Annotated in this window: 13 protein-coding genes; 8 read left to right on the forward strand and 5 right to left on the reverse strand. The window is 70.6% G+C overall.

Annotated features, from left to right (window positions below; translation table 11 throughout):
* Positions 1-87 precede the first annotated feature (87 nt).
* From MLV88_RS24655 to MLV88_RS16075, 8 genes are all read left to right on the forward strand, one after another.
* Positions 88-645: a type IV pilin protein gene (locus MLV88_RS24655; protein WP_243337988.1), complete on the forward strand. Its 558-nt coding sequence runs from the start codon at positions 88-90 to the stop codon at positions 643-645.
* 90 nt (positions 646-735) lie between these two features.
* Positions 736-1629, forward strand: a complete 894-nt coding sequence (locus tag MLV88_RS16045; RefSeq protein WP_243337989.1) for a tetratricopeptide repeat protein — start codon at positions 736-738, stop codon at positions 1627-1629.
* Positions 1626-2387, forward strand: coding sequence for an ABC transporter permease (locus tag MLV88_RS16050; protein ID WP_243337991.1), 762 nt, complete (start codon positions 1626-1628; stop codon positions 2385-2387). The genes MLV88_RS16045 and MLV88_RS16050 overlap by 4 nt, the downstream gene beginning before the upstream one ends.
* 298 nt (positions 2388-2685) lie before the next feature.
* Complete coding sequence (locus MLV88_RS24245) at positions 2686-3324, forward strand: pilus assembly FimT family protein (protein ID WP_277957256.1); 639 nt, start codon at positions 2686-2688, stop codon at positions 3322-3324.
* 11 nt (positions 3325-3335) lie between these two features.
* The gene (gene pilV / locus MLV88_RS16060) at positions 3336-3932 is read left to right on the forward strand and encodes a type IV pilus modification protein PilV (protein WP_242339438.1); all 597 of its coding nucleotides are present in this window, start codon (positions 3336-3338) and stop codon (positions 3930-3932) included.
* A gap of 5 nt (positions 3933-3937) precedes the next feature.
* Entirely contained in the window at positions 3938-5188 is a 1251-nt protein-coding gene (locus MLV88_RS16065) for a PilW family protein (protein ID WP_243337993.1), read from the forward strand.
* 10 nt (positions 5189-5198) lie between these two features.
* A complete protein-coding gene (locus MLV88_RS16070) occupies positions 5199-5702 on the forward strand; it encodes a pilus assembly PilX N-terminal domain-containing protein (RefSeq protein ID WP_243337995.1) in 504 nt (167 codons plus the stop codon).
* Between the two features lie 15 nt (positions 5703-5717).
* A complete protein-coding gene (locus MLV88_RS16075; protein WP_243337997.1) occupies positions 5718-10718 on the forward strand; it encodes a pilus assembly protein in 5001 nt (1666 codons plus the stop codon).
* A 25-nt stretch (positions 10719-10743) separates the two neighbouring features.
* On the opposite strand, the gene MLV88_RS16080 is transcribed toward MLV88_RS16075, so the two are convergent.
* From MLV88_RS16080 to pilB, 5 genes are all read right to left on the reverse strand, one after another.
* Complete coding sequence (locus MLV88_RS16080) at positions 10744-12117, reverse strand: sigma-54-dependent transcriptional regulator (protein WP_242355092.1); 1374 nt, start codon at positions 12115-12117, stop codon at positions 10744-10746.
* An 8-nt stretch (positions 12118-12125) separates the two neighbouring features.
* Complete coding sequence (locus tag MLV88_RS16085) at positions 12126-13775, reverse strand: two-component system sensor histidine kinase NtrB (RefSeq protein ID WP_242339448.1); 1650 nt, start codon at positions 13773-13775, stop codon at positions 12126-12128.
* Positions 13776-13784: 9 nt separating this feature from the next.
* The gene (locus MLV88_RS16090; RefSeq protein ID WP_242339450.1) at positions 13785-15044 is read right to left on the reverse strand and encodes a type II secretion system F family protein; all 1260 of its coding nucleotides are present in this window, start codon (positions 15042-15044) and stop codon (positions 13785-13787) included.
* A 61-nt stretch (positions 15045-15105) separates the two neighbouring features.
* Entirely contained in the window at positions 15106-16203 is a 1098-nt protein-coding gene (locus MLV88_RS16095) for a type IV pilus twitching motility protein PilT (protein ID WP_242339452.1), read from the reverse strand.
* A gap of 28 nt (positions 16204-16231) precedes the next feature.
* The gene (pilB, locus tag MLV88_RS16100; RefSeq protein ID WP_242339454.1) at positions 16232-17938 is read right to left on the reverse strand and encodes a type IV-A pilus assembly ATPase PilB; all 1707 of its coding nucleotides are present in this window, start codon (positions 17936-17938) and stop codon (positions 16232-16234) included.
* Positions 17939-18053 lie beyond the last annotated feature (115 nt).

An 18053-nucleotide genomic window follows, 5' to 3' on the forward strand; every position in this document is an offset into this window, starting at 1 on the left:
GAGAACCGGGCGCCGGCTGTCGACACGCGGCGTCCCACAGCAGCGTCGGCGCGTCCACCTGGTCGCCCGGCTCATCCAGGAGGTCACATGAAGAAGACGAAGGGCTTCACCCTCATCGAGCTCATGATCGTCGTCGCGATCATCGGCATCCTCGCCGCCATCGCCATCCCGAACTTCCTGCGCTACCAGCTCCGCTCGAAGGCGAGCGAGCGCAAGATGAACGTCGAGGCGATCTTCAAGGCGCAGGAGGCCGGGCGTCAGCGCGAGGGTGGCGTGTACAAGAGCCTCGGGGCCACGCCGGCCAGCGGCACGGTCGGTGCCACGAAGATCGTGTGGCAGACCACGGATTACGCCGCCGCGTCGGGCCTCGACTGGGTGGTGCAGGGTTCCACCTACGGCAAGTACGCGGCGAACCAGACCGCGAACGTCGCCGTCTCCATCTGCGGCTGGACGGACATCGACAACGACGGCGTGCTCGCCGGCGATGCCCTGTGGCAGCCGCAGATCCGGGGGAACGGAGCGCTGGGCCAGGCGCCTCCGGACGCGCCGTGCACCGTCGATTTCACGGGCCACGTCGCTGCCTTCACGTTCGGCACGGACGCGCCGGGCCAGGTGACCGGGCTCTCGGGCGAGTCGGTCTTCTAGACACGACTTCGCGGGCCGACCGCCCGCGAGGTATCCTGCGCGGCACCGCCCGGCCTCCGGGCGGTGCCGCTCTTCGTTTTCGGTGCCCCGATGAAGCGCCTCCACGCCTCCGTGCTCGTCCCGGCCGCCCTCCTCATCGTGCTCGCGTTCGCGCTGGCGGGCGCTGCGACGCAGGTGTTCCGGATGCAGGAGGCGCAGCGCTTCGACATCCGGTACCTGCCCGCGAGCCGGCCGCTGCAAGCGCTCTCCCCGGCCGTGCAGCTCAGCGTCGCCAACTACTGGTGGCTCCAGACGGTCCAGTACCTGGGCGATCAGGCGCTGCGGCGCGGCTCGTTCGAGCAGGTCTTCCCGCTCGTCGATCTCGTCACCGACCTCGATCCGGGCCACGGGTACGCGTACCAGACCGGCGGGCTCGCGCTCTCCTCCGCGCTGCGACTCGAGGAGTCCGACGCGATCCTGAAGAAGGGCATGCAGCGCGGTCCGGGCTGGTGGTCGTACCCGTTCTACATCGCCTTCAACGACTTCTATTACCGCGGCGACTACGCCTCGGCGGCGCGCTGGGCGGAGATCGCGGCGCGGACCCCCGGCGCCTCGACCCGGATCGCGGCCCTCGCGCTCGCCCTCAACGTGAAGAGCGGCGCTCCGGAGCACGCGGTGCGCTTCATCGAGGAGATGCTCGCGTCGGCGACGGACGAGGGGCTGCGCGCCGGTCTCGAGGAGCAGTACCGCTCCGCCCGGCTGCAGCACGGGTTCGCGGTCCTGGACGCGGCCGTGGAGCGCTTCCGGACCGCTCGCGGACACGACCCGGCGCGCCTCGAGGACCTCCTCGCTGCGGGCTTACTGGAGCGCGTCCCGGAGGAGCCGTTCGGCGGCGCGTACGTGTGGCGCGACGGCGCCGTTCACTCCACGGGGCGCGACGTCCGGGTCGAGCCCGCCGAGCCGGGCCGGCTGCGCCGCCCCGTGCCGTACAAGGAAGCACGATGACCAAGGTCCTCCTCCTCTCGTGGGTGACGCTCCGCGAGGCGCTGCGGCAGAAGCTCGCGGTCAACCTGCTCGTGTTCGCGCTGCTGCTCATCGCGGCCTCGATCACGCTCTCCGAGCTCACCTACGGCGAGCAGCACCGCATCATCTCCGACCTCGCGCTCACCTCGGCGCAGCTGTTCGGCACGCTCATCGCCGTGTTCCTCGGCGCGGGGCTGGTCGCCGGGGACGTGCAGCGGCGCACGATCTACCCCATCGTCGCGAAGCCCGTCGGGCGGTGGCAGTACCTGCTCGGCCGGTACGCGGGGCTCGTCCTGACCCTGTGGCTCAACCTGCTCGTCATGGCCCTCGCGAGCGGGGGCGTGCTCGCGCTCTACACGGGCGGGCTCGCCTTCCTCTCGAAGACCCCGCTCGTCGCCGCCTTCGTCGGCATCGCTGCCCAGCTCGCCATCGTGGCCGCGATCGCGACCGTCTTCTCGAGCATGACCAATGCGACGCTCGCCGCGATCTTCACGCTCGCGCTCGCGCTCGCCGGCCACTTCTCCCGCGACGTGTTCGTCTTCTACAAGGAGCGGCAGCTCGTCCGGTGGGTCGCGTACGTCATCCCGAATCTCGGCGCGCTCGACTTCAAGGTCCAGGTCGTCTACCAGACCGCCATCCCCGCGGCCCGCGTCGCCTGGCCGCTCGCCTACGCCGCGCTGTACGTCGCGTGCGCCCTGGCGCTCGCCTCCGCGTCGTTCGCGCGGCGCGACTTCCGATGATCTCGCGGCAGCCGCGAGGGTTGGCCCTGCGCGCCAGTCGGTCCATTCAAGTACCGAACCCCCGGGCTGCTGCTGGGCGCGTCGCTCGCCGCCGCGCTCGCGGCAGGGTTGCTCCTGTGGGAAGCGGCGCGCCGCAGGTCGGCGCTCCGCCCACATGCAAACTTTAGCGACCGCTGCAACGAGTAGCGTCGCCGCCGGCCATCCGTACCTCGGCCTGCGGGCAAGAGCGCGGCGTCTCTAGGAATCTCGAGGAGTCGACGCCCCAGTCGTGGGCCCGCGGCTTGCTTGGCGTGAGCCCATGCGCCGGAGCCGCGGGTTCACGCTCATCGAGCTGATGGTGGTCGTCGCCATCGTGGGGATCCTCGCCGCCATGGGGATGGTCGTGTACCGGATGGCCCAGCGGAACGCGAACCTGGGCAGCGCGACGTTCGAGCTCGCCATGAAGCTCTCGGGGCTCAAGGCGCAGGCCATCTCGGACCAGAAGGACTACCTCCTGGTCCTCGTCGACGGCACGGATCCGGCGGCTTGCGGTGCGCTCGCCCGCGCCACCTGCACGCGCTACTTCATCCTGCGCGACCCGAACGCCTCCTGGACGCTCGCCGCGTTCTCTGCGGCGAGCTCCGCCACGAACGCGGAGTACGTCGACGAGGTCGCGATGCCGGCCGGCGTTCGCCTCGACCCGAGCGCCACGGGCGCGCCGCCCGCTCCGTTCGCGGCCATCCCCCTGTTCGATGCGGACCTGACCGCGACCGTCTCCAGCAAGAGGCGCTTCGCCTTCCGCTTCGCTCGCGACGGGAGCGTGTCCGCCGAGGGTGCGTCCGGGAAGCCGGGCTACGCCTTCGCGCTCACGACCGAGACCGACTCCCCCGCGGCCGACCGGCGAGGCATGGTCGTCGCGTTCCCCGCCGGCATCGTCCGCACCTTCGCCCTGAACTAGGAGCCGCCTCCATGCAGAGCCGCGCAAACGAGCGCCGTCCGCCGCCGCGGCGCGAGGCTGGGTTCACGCTCCTCGAGGTGATGATCGCGCTCGTCGTCCTGACCATCGGGCTGCTCGGGATGATGCAGATGCAGATCATGGGGATCACCTCCAACCAGGGCGCGCGGGTGCAGACGACCGCGTCGCAGCTCGCGACCGAGCTCGCCGGCGCGCTGGAGGCGCTGCCGTTCGACGACTCGCAGAGCCGACTCTCCGGACCCGCCGCCACCGCGACGCCGCCGGCGGGGTTCGGGCGGCTGCTCGAGGCCGGCACCGGCGGGAGCAACGTGCATACGTGGGACGACTCCACCAACACGGTCCCGGGCGCTCGCCTCGACGCCGCACTGGAGTCGGATCCGCTCGACCCAGGCAAGCCGCTGTATCGCCGACGCTGGACCGTCTGGAACTACTCGGCTGAAGGCACCGCGAGCGGCGCCTCCGCGAGCAAGGTGATCGCCGTGTCGGTCATCTACCACGAGCGCGGGAACGGCACTCCGCGCGAGGTGGTGGTCCTCTCGCAGCGCTCGAACGCTGGGCTCGCCCTCTCCTACGCCGCGGCGTACCGATGACCTCCATGCGCTCCCGCCCCTCCCCACGCGGCGTCACGCTGGTCGAGCTCCTCATCGCGATGGCGGTGTCCGCCATCGTGCTCGTCGGGATCGTGGCCGTCGTGCAGGCGCAGCAGCAGGCCTACACCGACGGGCACCGCGTCCGCGCGGCACAGTCGTCAGCGCGGAGCGCGCTCCTGTTCCTGGAGCAGAAGCTGCCCCTCGCCGGCTACGGAATGGCGCCGTCCCTCGCGCTGGACCTCGACCGGTACACCTCCGGCCCGTGCCCCGCCCTGCTGCAGGTCTCCGGCGCGTGCAAGCGGGACCGGACCGACGACTCGGACGAGCTCGTCTTCTACGCGCGAAATCCCTCCTACTGGATCCCGCCCACCGGGGTGGGGACGGCGGCGGGACACGCCTGGACGCTCACGACCTCGGGCGTCACGACCGCGGTGGCGAACATCCAGGCCCGCGACGGCGACGTCTTCCGCAAGGGCCGGATCCTGCAGGCGGTCTGCGAAGGGGCGAGCCAGTACGCTTACTTCACGGTGAGCACGACCACGCCTGCGCCCGCCGGTGGCGGTGCCGTCGCGGTCCCGCTCGAGGCGGCGGTCAGCGGCGATCCCTTCAAGCGCCAGGACGCGGCCACCGACGACTGCTTCGAGACCGGCACGGCGCGGGTCTTCGAGATCGACCGCTACCGCCTGCACGTTCGCCCGGTGACCGTCGGCACGCAGACCGATCCGTTCCTGGTCCTCGATCGCGGCGTGGACTCGGCCGGGAGCACCGCCGTCGACGAGGCGGACGAGGAGTTCGTCGCGGAGGGCATCGAGTCGATCCAGGTCGCATACGTGCTCGCGAACGGCTCCGTCGTCGGCGCGACCTCGGGAACGGCGATCACGCTCACCGCAGGCGCGCCCGGGTCGGCCTCCAGCTCGAACGCGCTCACGACCCTGCAGTTCCCCGGGGCGGCCCCCGAACCCGACGAGAGCATGTACTCGCCGACGAGCTGGTACCGCTACCTCATGAACCCCCCGGATCCGGCGCGCCTGACGGACCATCAGGCCAACATCCGCGCGGTGCGCATCGCGATCGTCGCGCGCTCTCCGGAGCCCGATCCGAACGACAGGGGCACGCCCCCCATCCTGCGGCTCAACCAGTCCGCGGTGCCGAGCTGGGCGGGCGCCGTCGGCGTCCAGGACGGGTACGAGCGCGTCGCGTTCGAGGCCACCATCCCCCTCCCCAACATGCTCTCGCAGGGCATGGTGTTCTTCTAGGAACGCCTCCATGAGACCTCGCGCGGCACCCCGCGGCAGCACCCTCGTCATCGCGCTCATCATGCTCGCGGTGCTCTCCGTCATCGGCGCCGCCGCCGTCCTCCTGTCCTCGCAGGAGCGCCAGAACGCCTCGGCCAAGTCCCGTGTGGACGCGCTCGCGGCCTGCGCGCAGGCGGCCCGGGCGAAGATCTGGGCGGAGATCGCGCGCTACGGCCCCCGCTACCTCTCGAGCGACGACCTGCTCACCACGCCGCTCGAGATCTCGGGCATCGGCAAGCTCCAGGCGCCCGCGCACTACGGGTCCACCGAGGCCATGAAGGTGAACGACGTGGTGCTCGCCGTCGAGAAGGCGGTCAGCGACGGCGCCCCCACGCCCGTCGTGGACCTCACGAACCGCACCGCGTCCCCCGACGCGCTCACCTCCGGCCGCGCCTACCGCGTCGTGGCGCGGTGCACCGACGCGCAGAACCGCGAGCTCGAGGTCGAGTTCGCGATGCGGTTCGCCCTGTTCTAGCTCGAGGCTCCGCGCATGCTCTCCTCACGACGAAACGCGCTCCGATTCGCCGCCGCCGCGGCGGCGGCCGCCCTCCTGCTCCCCGCCGCGGACGCGCCGGCCGAGACCTGCTTCACCCCCGCGGCCGCTCGTGGGCTCGTCGCGACGAGCTACACGGACACGGCCCTCAACGGCGCCGACCCGGAGGACGCGACCTTCTTCACGAGCGCCGGCGGCGTCCCGAACATCTTCATCCTGCTCGGCAACCCGACCTCGATGCGGCGCCTGCCGCCGAACGGCCCCTCGTCGTACCCCGGGACGCGTCCGCCTCTCGTGAACCCGCTCGACGCGATCCCCACGCTGAGGCCCTTCGACGCGGACTGCGATCTGATGGCGGGCTGCCCGGTGATGGGGTGCGGGGACGATCCCGTGTCTGCGGCTTACCTGGGCGACGGCTCTCTCCTCAACTGGCTGCGAGAGCGCTCGTTCCAGTCCCCCTGCGGCCAGGTCGCGACCGCGGGCGCCGCCGGCACCTACAGCGCGTCCATCGACTACGCCGCCGAGGGAAAGGCGTGCCCCTACTACTCCCAGGGAACCAACGCCACCGTCCCAGCCTTCGACTCGAGCCATCCGGGCGGCTACGATCCCGACTTCTACTGCGGGAGCAACGGCGACACCGTCGCGTGCGGCGCCCGGACGAACTTCTTCGACAAGGACCTCGTCTACCACGACACCGTCGTCGAGACGCCCGCCGGACTGCCGGTCAACGCGAACGACGGCTGGACCGCCCAGAGCGTCAACCCGGCGGCGCGCAAGAGCGGCACCATCCTCGCCATCGACAACTTCTGCACCAGCACCTACGGCAACGCGGATCAGGGCGCGGTGCCCAAGGCGAGCATCTGCGCCTCGTGCCTGCGGACGCGCGGCTTCTTCCTCGACGGGAGGCAGTTCCGGACCACGGTGGACGGCGTCGCGAACGTCACCTATCCCTCGATCTACTTCCTGGGGAACTGGCTCAACTTCTACCCGCCCAAGTTCCTCGTGGCGCGCAAGATCATCAAGGACGTGGTGAAGGACAAGGCGAACGTGCGCATGGGCCTCGCGCACTTCGGCGACACCGGCGCGGACCACACCTCCGGCGAGTGGATGTCGCTCATGCCGAGATGCGATCAGCCGGACTCGAACTGGACGGCCTCGCGCAGCACCTACATCAACGAGATCAACTCGTTCCACTTCAACAAGGGCGCCCCGCTCGCGCGCGCGCTGCTCGACCTCGGGCAGTACTACCACACGCCCGAGCTGCCCTGGTTCGACCTCGGCACGACCTGGAACGCCAACACCGGCACCACCGGGAGCGGCGCGTCCACCAACCAGCAGTCGATCTGCTACGCGTGCCAGGCGAGCTCCGTCATCGTCATGCTGGACCGCGCGCCCGCCTCGACCGAGGGCAACGCGCTGCCCGCGGGGAGCGTCGACGCGACCGCAGCCGAGACCCAGTACGCCGGCGCGACGACGACGGGCGTCGTCCCGGACACCACCGGCGCGACCGGGATCCCCACCTCGCTCTGTACCGACTGCGCCAAGTTCCCCGCCGACAAGGATTGGCTCAACAACCCGATCCGCGTCGCGTGGTACCTGCACAACTTCGATCTCCGTCGAAACAACGAGAGCACCGAGGACTGCGCCGCCATGGGCGGCAAGCAGGTCCTCGACGTGTACACGCTCGGCCTCGGCGCCATCGACGACGGCGCGACCATGCTCCAGTCCGTCGCGAGAATGGGCGGCGGCGCCTACGAGGCGGCGAACGACGCCCCGACGCTCAAGCAGGCGCTCGAGAACATGTTCCTCACCATCAGCGAGCGCTCCACGTCCTTCAGCGTGGCGACGGTCTCCACCCTGCAGACGACCTCGGGCCAGTCGGTGATCGTGCCGCGCTTCGAGCCCGGCGCGCCCAGCGATCGGCTCTGGCAGGGCCACCTCCTCCGCTACGAGCTCTACAGCGAGTTCATCAACGCCTGCCAGGAGACGGCGGACGGGACCGGCGCGGGCGACCTCGACTGCGACGGCAAGTGCCTGAGCGTCTTCCTCAAGGACAAGGACGGCGACTTCATCCAGGAGGACGGCACGGGCGCCTTCCGCAAGAACGACCCGCCGGACGCGGCGCCCTGCTACCAGGCCTCGGCGTGCGTGGCGAAGGGCGGGACGTGCGCCGTCGCGGGCACGGCCGCCGCCGCCGAGTACTGGGACGCCCAGAAGGCGATGCGGGCACCGAGCTGGCTGACGGACCGTCGCGTCTACACCGTCGTGGACGACGCCGGCCCGACCGGCGCCACGCCCGACGGCAAGGTCGACGCCTACGACACGGTGTTCCGACTCCTGCCCACCGACGCCGTCGCGACGAAGCTCCTGCCCTACCTCGCGCTCGAGGGCGGCGTCTGCACCCAGCTCGCCCTGAAGCTCGGCGCGGCCGGCGACGCCCTCACCGCGAACGCCGTCTCCGCGTCGCGCCTCTTCTGCGCGAAGACGCTCATCCGCTACGTGCTGGGTGCGGACGTCTTCAACGAGAACGAGGCGAAGCCCGAGCAGGGGCTCTGGCCGAAGGCCGCCGACGACGCGGGGCAGAACACGCTGCCGAATCGGTTCCTCATGCTCGGCGACATCTTCCACTCCGCGCCCGTGGTCGTGGATCCGCCCCTCCCGCCCGACGGCATCCTGTGCCCGAACGGCCTCCACAACCAGTGCCTCACCTCGCTCTGGGGAACGCCCGTCCCGGATCTCTCCAGCACGGAGGACGCCTACGCTGGGTACGCGAAGAGCGACACGTACAAGAACCGCCGCAAGGTCGTGGTCGTGGGCGCGAACGACGGGCTCTTGCACGCGTTCGACGGCGGTGCCTGGATCGCGGACCTGAACGATCCCACGACGACCGGAATCGACGAGTCGAAGCCTCCCTTCAACGGCTACTACACGCGCGGCACCGGGGCGGAGCTGTGGGCGCTCCTCCCGCCGGACATGCTGCCGAAGGTCGGGCTCCTGCTCCAGGGGCACCAGCTGTTCGTGGACGGCTCGCCCATGGTGCGCGACGTCTGGGTGGACGGCACGGAGAACGCCCTCGGCTCCGCCTCGGCCCTCAAGGACGGCAAGAAGGGCAAGGCGGAGTTCCACACGGTCGCCGTGGTCGCCGAGCGGCGCGGCGGGACGCACTACTTCGGCCTCGACCTGACGGACGCGACCAAGCTCCCGTCCGAGACGGGTCACCAGGCGCCGAAGTTCCTGTGGATCTATCCCCAGCCCACCGACAGGGAGTCGCTCTCGTTCGGCGCCACCTACGCGGACTTCCTGCCCGTCGGGCCGCCCATCGGCCCCGTGCGCATCAAGTCCGACTCGACCTCGAACGCGCTGTTCGGGACCCTGCCGCAGTCGACGCTGACCATGTCCGTCCCGGGCGCGACGACGGGGACGTCCACCGCCGTCCCGTATCACGAGCGCTGGGTGGCGCTCCTCTCTGGCGGCTTCGATCCCCAGTTCGTCCGCGGCCGCGGCGTGCACATGGTGGACGTCTGGACGGGCGACGAGCTCTTCGACTTCAGCCTCCCCACCCAGCAGGAGAGCCCCGCCCCCGCGACGGACGATCCGCGCTGGAAGCTCCGCGCGCCGGTGCCGGCCACGGCCGCCATGATCGTGTGGGGCAAGAGCGCCCGCCGTCTGGAGTCCTCGCCCAACGACGGCTACTTCGACACGGCCACCTTCGGAGACGCCGCCGGCCAGCTGTGGGTGCTCCGCTTCAGCGATCCGGGCGAGCTCGACGCGACCACGAAGAAGGTGACGAACTGGTACGGCGCGCGCGCCTTCGAGCTGGAGGGTTGCGCGGGCCAGCCGTTCTTCTACATCACCGCGAACGCCGCCATCCCCGGGGGCATCCTGCGCACGTTCGCGGGCACGGGCGATCGCTACAACCTGCTCGACCGGTTCGGCGGCACCTGCGGCCCGGACAACGTCCGGGCCTGCGTGCAGCGCGGGTGCACCGTCACGATCGCGGACGCCACGAACTCCATCTGGTCGACCGGGCTCGGCAAGGAGTCCGGAGCCGCGACCCTGAACGCGTGCACGGCGTCCGGCGCCCTGTCCTCCACGCGCAGCCAGACCGAGCCGAGCGCCACGGCGTGCACGCTCTCCGCCCAGGCGAAGGTCTCGATCGACTGCACGGGCGCGAACGACACCGAGAAGAACGTCACCGTCGCCTGCTCCGACTCGGCGGCCGGGCTCTCGTGCACCCGCTCCGGCACGAACGGCCTCTTGCTCAACCTGGGCGACTCCACCTCCCCGATCCAGCGGGACAACTGGTTCATCTCCGCGCGCGTCTTCGGGGACGACAACCTGCGCCCGGTGTTCCGCACCGCCGCCGAGGCGAAGACCTACGACACGAACCGGCTGAAGCTGACGGGCTCGGGCGACACCGCGACGCCGCTCGTGCTGATCGACGGGAACGACACCGCCGGCCCCTTCGCGTCCGCCACCGACGCGGGCTGGGCGCTCCACTACAACCACGACGGCACGATGACCGCCGACGACCACACCTACCCCGTCTCCCGGTACGACGAGCGCACCTCGTCGACGACGGCCCTGTTCCGCTGGCTCTCCTGGAACACGATCCAGACCGCGTCGCAGGCCGGCGTGACGCGCAAAACCGGGTCGAGCTGTCAGGTCGCGCAGTGCACCGCGGTGAACCGGCGCGTCGCGTACCACTACATCGTCGATCCGGTGAGGGGGAGCCCGGTCCTCGACGAGGGCGGCACCGCCGTGTTCGCCCGGGCGCAGAACACGCTCGTGCCGACGATGGGCGATCAGGCGACGGTGTTCGTGAACCAGAAGGGACAGGTGCAGGTCGGGCTCACGGCGGTGAACCCGGAGAAGGGCGCGTCCAACGTCTCGACGGCGGTGAGCCGCGATCCGGTCCCGAGCTACGGCGTGATCCAGGTCTCGAAGGGTCTGCACGACTGCCGCCACAACCCGAGCGCGCCGAACACCTGCAAGTGAGCCGCGGCGAGTCGGGGCGGCGCCCTCAGTCGCGGCCGATCCCGAACTTCGCGAGCCGGTAGCGCAGCGAGCGGAAGGTGAGGCTGAGGAGGCGCGCCGCCTCGGTCTTCACGCCGCCGGTGCGCGCGAGCGCCTGCTCCAGCAGGTGGCGCTCGATCGCGTCGAGGTGCGCCTGGAGGTCCATGCCGGCGTCGGGGAGCTGCGCCTGCGCGTCGGGCAGCGCCGCCGCGCGACCGCGGAGCGCGGGCGGCAGCACGGCGGGGTCGATGGTCTCCGCCGCCCCGGCCAGCGTCACCGCGCGCTCGACGACGTTCGCGAGCTCGCGCACGTTGCCGGGCCAGTCGTGCGCGAGGAGCGCGCCCTCGGCCTCGGGCGAGAGGCGCGGCACCGGGCGTCCCGCCTCTGCGGCGAAGCGCGCGAGGAAGTGCTCGAGGAAGAGCGGCACGTCCTCCTTGCGCTCGCGCAGCGCCGGGACGCGGATCTGGATGACGTTGAGCCGGTAGAAGAGGTCCTCCCGGAACCGCCCGCGCTGCACGTCCTCGGCGAGCTCGCGGTTCGTCGCGGCGACGATGCGCGCGCCCACCGCGAGATCGCTCTGCCCGCCCACGCGCCGCACGCGCCGCTCCTGCAGCGCGCGGAGGAGCTTCACCTGGAGCTGGGGCGGCAGCTCGCCGACCTCGTCGAGGAAGAGCGTGCCCGTCCCGGCGACCTCGAACAGGCCCGCCTTGGCCTCCGTCGCGCCGGTGAAGCTCCCCTTCTCGTGGCCGAAGAGCTCGCTCTCGAGGAGCCCCTCCGGGATGGCGCCGCAGTTGATGGCGACGAACGGCCGGTCGGGGCCGGCGCCGCGGTGGATCGCCCGCGCGACCACCTCCTTGCCGGTGCCGCTCTCGCCCATGACGAGGATGGTCGAGCGGGAGCGGGCGACCCGCTCCACGAGCGAGCGGACCTCCTCGATGCCGGCGGAGCGGCCGAGCAGCTCGGGCTCGGCGAAGGTCGCGCCGGCGCGGTGGCGGAGCGCACGGTTCTCCGCGACGAGCGCGCGCCGCTCGAGCGCCTTCGCGACCACGAGCTTCAGCTCGTCGAGCTTGAACGGCTTCAGGACGTAGTCGTACGCCCCGAGCTTCATCGCCTGGATGGCGTTCTCGGCCGTCGCGAACGCGGTGACGATGACCACCTCGGTCGCGGGCGAGTGCGTCTTCACCGCCGCGAGGACGTCCATCCCGGAGCCGGCGCCGAGCCGGAGATCGGTCACCACGAGGTCGAGGTCGCCCTGGGCGGCGCGCGCCACGGCTCCCGGCGCGTCGGCCGCGAGGTGCACCTCGTGACCCTGCTTGCGGAGCAGGATCTCGAGCATGTCGCGCATGGACGATTCGTCGTCGACGACCAGGATCGAGGCCACGGCGCATCCTAACCCGGGGCGCCTGCGCCGCCCGCGTCCGCGCCCTCGCGCGGGAGCAGGACCACGAAGCGCGTCCCACGCCCAGGAGACGAGTCCACCGTCACGCTGCCGCGGTGCGCGTCGACGACGCGCTGGACGGTGGGGAGCCCGAGGCCGGTGCCGTTCCGCTTGGTGGTGAAGAACGGGAGGAAGATGCGGGGCAGGTCGGCGGCGGGGATCCCCGGGCCATCGTCCTCGACCACGAGGCGCGCGCCCTTCACGTCGGGCCCGCAGGCGACGCGCACGCGCCCGGCCCCGCCCTCGCGCGCGGCGGCCGCCTGGGCGGCGTTCACGAGGAGGTTCCAGAACACCTGGCGCGTCTGGTCCGGGTCGCAGGCGACCGTCACGGGCGAGAGGTCCTGCTCGACGGTCACGCGAGCGGCGGTCGGATCGTTCGCGAACACCCGCAGCGCCTCGTCGAGGACGACGGAGAGGTCGGTCCGGACGCGCCGGAGCGGCGCCGGGCGGGTGTACTCGAGCAGGTCGTTCACGAGCCCGTCGAGCCGCGCCGCCTCCCGGAGCACGATGTCCATGAGCCGGCGCTCGTCGGGCGGGAGCGCCGCGTTCGTCTGCAGGAGCTCCAGGGAGCCGCTCATCGCGGCGAGGGGGTTGCGGAGCTCGTGGGCGAGCCCGGCCGCCACCCGGCCCAGGTCCGCGAGCCGGCGGCTGCGCTGGACGGCGTTCTCCATCTCCCGGAGGGCGGTGAGGTCCTGGAAGATCACCGCGCTGCCGATCGCGGCGGCCGCCGGGCCGCGCAGCGGGAACGCCGAGTACCCGAGCCGGAGGGGCCGCCCGGAGGGGCCCGTCCACTCGACCTCGCCGCGCGGCGTCGCCTCGCGGAAGGCGCCGAACCGCTCGGTCGCGGGCCGCCCGCGCACCTCCTCGAGGCGGAGGCCCGTGAGCAGCTCCCCGGCCGGATTCAGGTAGGTGACCTTGCCGGCGAGGTCGAGCGTCATGAGCCCGCTCGTGAGCGACGCCACGATGGACTCGTGGAGCGCGGTGATCTCGGCGAGGGCCCCCTCCTGCGCGACGATCCGCTCGCCCGCCGAGCGGAGCTGCTCGGCGAGGTAGGAGGAGAGGAACGCGACCGCCACGAACGAGGCGGCGTGGACGAGGAGCGTGATGCGCGAGACGTCCGCGCCGTGCGGGTCGACCCGGAGCGCCACGGTGAGGTAGGCGGGGACCGCCAGCGCGGCCGCGAAGAGCGCGCCGCGCCGGAAGAGCAGGATCGCGCCGTTCACGACGCCGATCGAGAAGATCACGACGAAGACCGACGCGGAGTACCCGGTCACCGCGACGACCGCGGTCGCGACCAGCACGTCGAGGACCACCTGCGCGTAGGCGAGCGAGGTCAGGCCCCGGCCGGCCCGGAGCGCGAGCGCGGTGGCGAGCGCGACGAGGTACGTCGCCGCCACGACCGCGTAGAGAGGCAGGAGGTCCCGCTCGATGACGGGGCCGAGCTCGAGGTTCACGACGATGGTGCCGGCGAGGAGCACCGTCACCGTGACGACGCGGAACAGCGTCAGCCAGCCGAGCTTCCGGCGAAGCCCGTCGCGAGGCGCGGCGGCCGGCGGCTCCGCCGCGGGCTCCGTGGCGAGGGCGGCGGCGGTCGGCTCCACGGCGCCCCGCTACTTGATGTTGCCGGCGATGCTGAAGATGGGGAGGTACATGGCGACGAGGAACCCGCCGACCATCCCGCCCAGGAACACCATCATGACCGGCTCGATCATGGCGGTGAGGCCAGCGACGGCCACGTCGACCTCGTCGTCGTAGAAGTCGGCGATCTTGTTCAGCATGGCGTCCATGGCGCCCGTCGCCTCGCCGACGCCGATCATCTGCACGACCATCGGCGGGAAGACCTTCGTCTCGGCGAGCGGGCCGGCGATGTTCTTGCCCTCCGAGATCTTCGCGCGGACGTACATGATGCCCTTCTCGATGATCTTGTTGCCGGCGGAGCGGGCGACGATCTGGAGGGCGTCGAGGATGGGCACGCCGGACGAGAGCATCGTCCCGAGCGTCCGGGTGAACCGGGCGACCGCCACCTTGCGCACGAGCGACCCGAACAGCGGCATCTTGAGCACGAACGCGTGCCACTTCTCGACGCCGCGCGGGTTGCTCGTGAACACCTTGAAGGCGATCACGATCGCGATGGGGACCGCGACGTACCAGTACCAGTTGTCGCGCAGGCCATGCGACAGGTCGATGAGGAACTGCGTCGGCGCCGGCATCGCGCCGCCGAAGTCCTTGAACATCTTCTCGAAGGTCGGGGTGACGAAGGCGAGCAGCACGACCGTCACGCCCACGCCGACGGTGAGGACGATGGACGGGTAGACCATCGCGCCCTTCACGCGCCGCTTCAGCTTCTCGTTCTTCTCGATGTACGCGCCGAGCCGCTGGAGGATGGTGTCGAGGATGCCGCCGATCTCGCCGGCGCGCACGAGCTGGACGAAGAGCTCGTCGAAGGCCTTGGGGTGCTCGGCGAGCGCGTCGGCGAAGGTGGAGCCCGACTCCACGCGGACCTTGACCGCCGTGAGGACCTTCCTGAACGCCGGGTTGTCAGCCTGGGTGGCGAGGATGTCGAGGGCCTGCACGAGCGGGAGGCCTGCGTCGATCATCACCGAGAACTGCCGGGTGAAGACCAGGATGTCCTTCGTCCCGACGCTCGGGCCGAGGCCCGGGATGACGAGGTCCTTCGGCTTCCTGCGGACCCGCGTCGGCTCGAGGCCCGTCTGGCGGAGGCGCGCCTCGACCGCCGACGCGTCGGCGGCCTCCATCTCGCCGGACTTCACCTCGCCCTGCTTGGTCTTCGCCGACCACTTCCAGACCGGCACCTGCTTGGGCGCAGGCGCGGCCTTCGTCTTCGCGTTCGCGGCTGCGGCCTGTGCCATGAGCTCCTCGCGGGGTGCGGGCCGATCCTAGCCGAGGGTCGCCCGCGGGTCGAAATCGTGGTCAGCGCGCCGGCGGCGGGGGCGGGCGCATCCCGGCGCCGCTCGCGAGCAGGTTCTTCAGCTCCTCGGGATCCGAGGACCGGCCCATCGCCTCCTCGAGCGTGATGAGCCGCCTCGCGAACGCCAGCGCGAGGCTCTGGTTGAAGGTCTGCATGCCGAACTTGGTCTGGCCGACCTGCATCTGCGAGTACACCTGGTGGATCTTGTCCTCGCGGATGAGGTTCCGGATGGCGGGGTTCGGGACCATCACCTCGATGATGAGCGCGCGCCCCGGGCCGCCCGCGCGGGGCAGGAGGTTCTGCGTGAGCACGCCCTCGAGCACGAACGAGAGCTGCGCGCGGACCTGCGGCTGCTGGTAGGGCGGGAAGACGTCCAGGATGCGGTTGATCGTCTGGACCGCGCTGTTCGTGTGCAGGGTCGCGAACGCGAGGTGGCCGGTCTCGGAGATGACGAGCGCCGCCTCGATGGTCTCGAGGTCGCGCATCTCGCCGACGAGCACCACGTCCGGATCCTGGCGCAGGATGTACTTGAGGGCCTTCTTGAACGACTGGGTGTCCGCCCCGACCTCGCGCTGGTTCACCACGCAGTTCTTGTGCGGGTGGAGGTACTCGATCGGATCCTCGATGGTGATGATGTGCTCGTGCCGGTCGGTGTTGATCTTGTCGATGATCGACGCGAGCGTCGTCGACTTGCCGGAGCCGGTCGGGCCGGTCACGAGCACGAGCCCGCGCGGCTTCTTCGCGAGCTCGGCGACGATGGGCGGCAGGCCGAGGTCCTGGAAGGTGAGGATCTTGAACGGGATCGTGCGGAACGCGCCCGCGACCGCGCCGCGCTGCATGAAGACGTTCGCGCGGAAGCGCGACAGCCCCTTGACGCCGAACGACAGGTCGAGCTCGCTCTCCTCCTCGAACTTGTGCTTCTGGGCGTCGGTGAGGATCGAGTAGCAGAGCTGCTTCGTCTCGACGGGCGTGAGCGGCGGCGTCTTGAGCGGCACGAGCTTGCCGTCGATCCGGAGCTGCGGCGGCGACGCGGTCGTGATGTGGAGGTCGGAGGCCCCCTTCTCGACCATCGCCTTGAGGAGCTGGTGCAGGTTTGCCAAGTCTTCGTTCGCCTTCGTGCCTTCGGGGCTAGAACTTGTCCGGCGCGGTGTTGCCCACCGCCTCGGCGAGGGTGGTGACGCCGAGCTTCACCTTGTTGAGCGCGCTCATGCGCAGCGTCCGGAAGCCGAGCCGGATCGCCTCCTGCTTCAGCTCCGCGGTCGAGCAGCCCTGGATGACGAGCTCCTTGAGGCCGTCCCAGAGCGGCATCACCTCGTACACCGCGACGCGGCCCTTGTAGCCGCGGTCGTTGCAGGTCCTGCAGCCGACGGGCTCGAACGGCTGGAAGGTGCCGATCTCCTCGGGCGCGAACCCGGCGTCGAGGAGCGCCTGGTCGTCCACCTGCGCGGGCCGCTTGCACTCGGCGCAGAGCCGGCGGCAGAGCCGCTGCGCCACGATCGCGTTCAGCGAGGCCGTCACGAGGAAGGGCTCGATGCCCATGTTGAGGAGGCGCGAGACCGTGCCCGGCGCGTCGTTCGTGTGCAGCGTCGAGAGCACGAGGTGGCCGGTGAGCGCGGCCTTGACGCCGATCTCCGCGGTCTCGAAGTCGCGGATCTCGCCGACCATGATGATGTCGGGGTCCTGGCGGAGGAAGCTGCGCAGCGCGGCCGCGAAGTTGAGGCCGATGTCCTCGTGCATCTGGACCTGGTTGATGCCGAAGAAGTTGAACTCGACCGGGTCCTCGGCGGTCGAGATGTTCCACGCGACCTCGTTCAGCTTGGAGAGCGCGGAGTAGAGCGTCGTCGTCTTGCCCGAGCCGGTCGGGCCGGTGACGAGGACCATCCCGTACGGACGGTCGATCGCCTCCATGAAGTCCTTGAGCTGCTGCTCCTCGAAGCCCAGCTTCGTCATGTCGAGCTGGAGGTTCGACTTGTCGAGGAGGCGCATCACCACCTTCTCGCCGAACAGCGTCGGGCAGACGGAGACGCGGAAGTCCATCTCCTTGCCCTTGCCGAGCTTCAGCTTGATGCGGCCGTCCTGCGGGAGCCGCCGCTCGCTGATGTCCAGCTCGGACATGATCTTGAGGCGGGAGATGATGGCGCTCTTCAGCTTCATCGGCGGCTTCATCACCTCGTACAGCGAGCCGTCGATGCGGAAGCGGACGCGGAAGTCCTTCTCGTAGGGCTCGATGTGGATGTCGGAGGCGCCCTTCTTGATGGCGTCGAGCAGGATGAGGTTCACCAGCTTGACGACCGGCGCCTCCTCCGCGCTCTTCTCGAGGTCGACGGCGTTGATGTCGTCGCCCTCGGCCTCGACCACCGAGATGTCGCCGTCGTCGAACCCCGCCATCACCTCCTCGAGGTTCGGCCCCTTCTCCATGTAGTGCTTGTCGATGGCCTCCTTGATCGCCTGCTCGGAGGCGACCACGACCTCGACGTTGTAGCCGGTGAGGAACTTGATGTCGTCGATGGCGAAGATGTTCGACGGATCGCTCATCGCGACGATGAGCGAGGCGCCGGCGCGGTTCACCGGCACGACCTGGTGCTTCTCGGCGGTCGACCTGGGGATGAGCTTCAGGACCTCCTCGTCGATGTCGAAGTCCTTGAGCGAGATCGCCGGGACCCCGTACTGCTTCGAGAGGAAGCTCGTGAGGTCGTGCTCGGCGATGGCGCCGCTGCGCACGAGGAGCGATCCGATGCGGCCGCCCGTCTTGCGTTGCTCGTCCTGGGCCTTCTGCAGCTGCTGCAGGGAGATGAGGTTCTCCCGGACCAGGAGTTCGCCGAGCCGTCCAGACATGCGTGAAGATCCCTCGGGGTGGAGCGCGCGAGAAGGCCGTGAAGCTCCGCGAACTTAGCAGGCAGCTCGGCGAGGGGTCAAGGAAGCGGCTACCGTAAGTACGCGATTCGAGAGG

This window comes from Anaeromyxobacter soli, from assembly GCF_022808855.1.
Taxonomy (GTDB): Bacteria; Myxococcota; Myxococcia; order Myxococcales; family Anaeromyxobacteraceae; genus Anaeromyxobacter; species Anaeromyxobacter soli.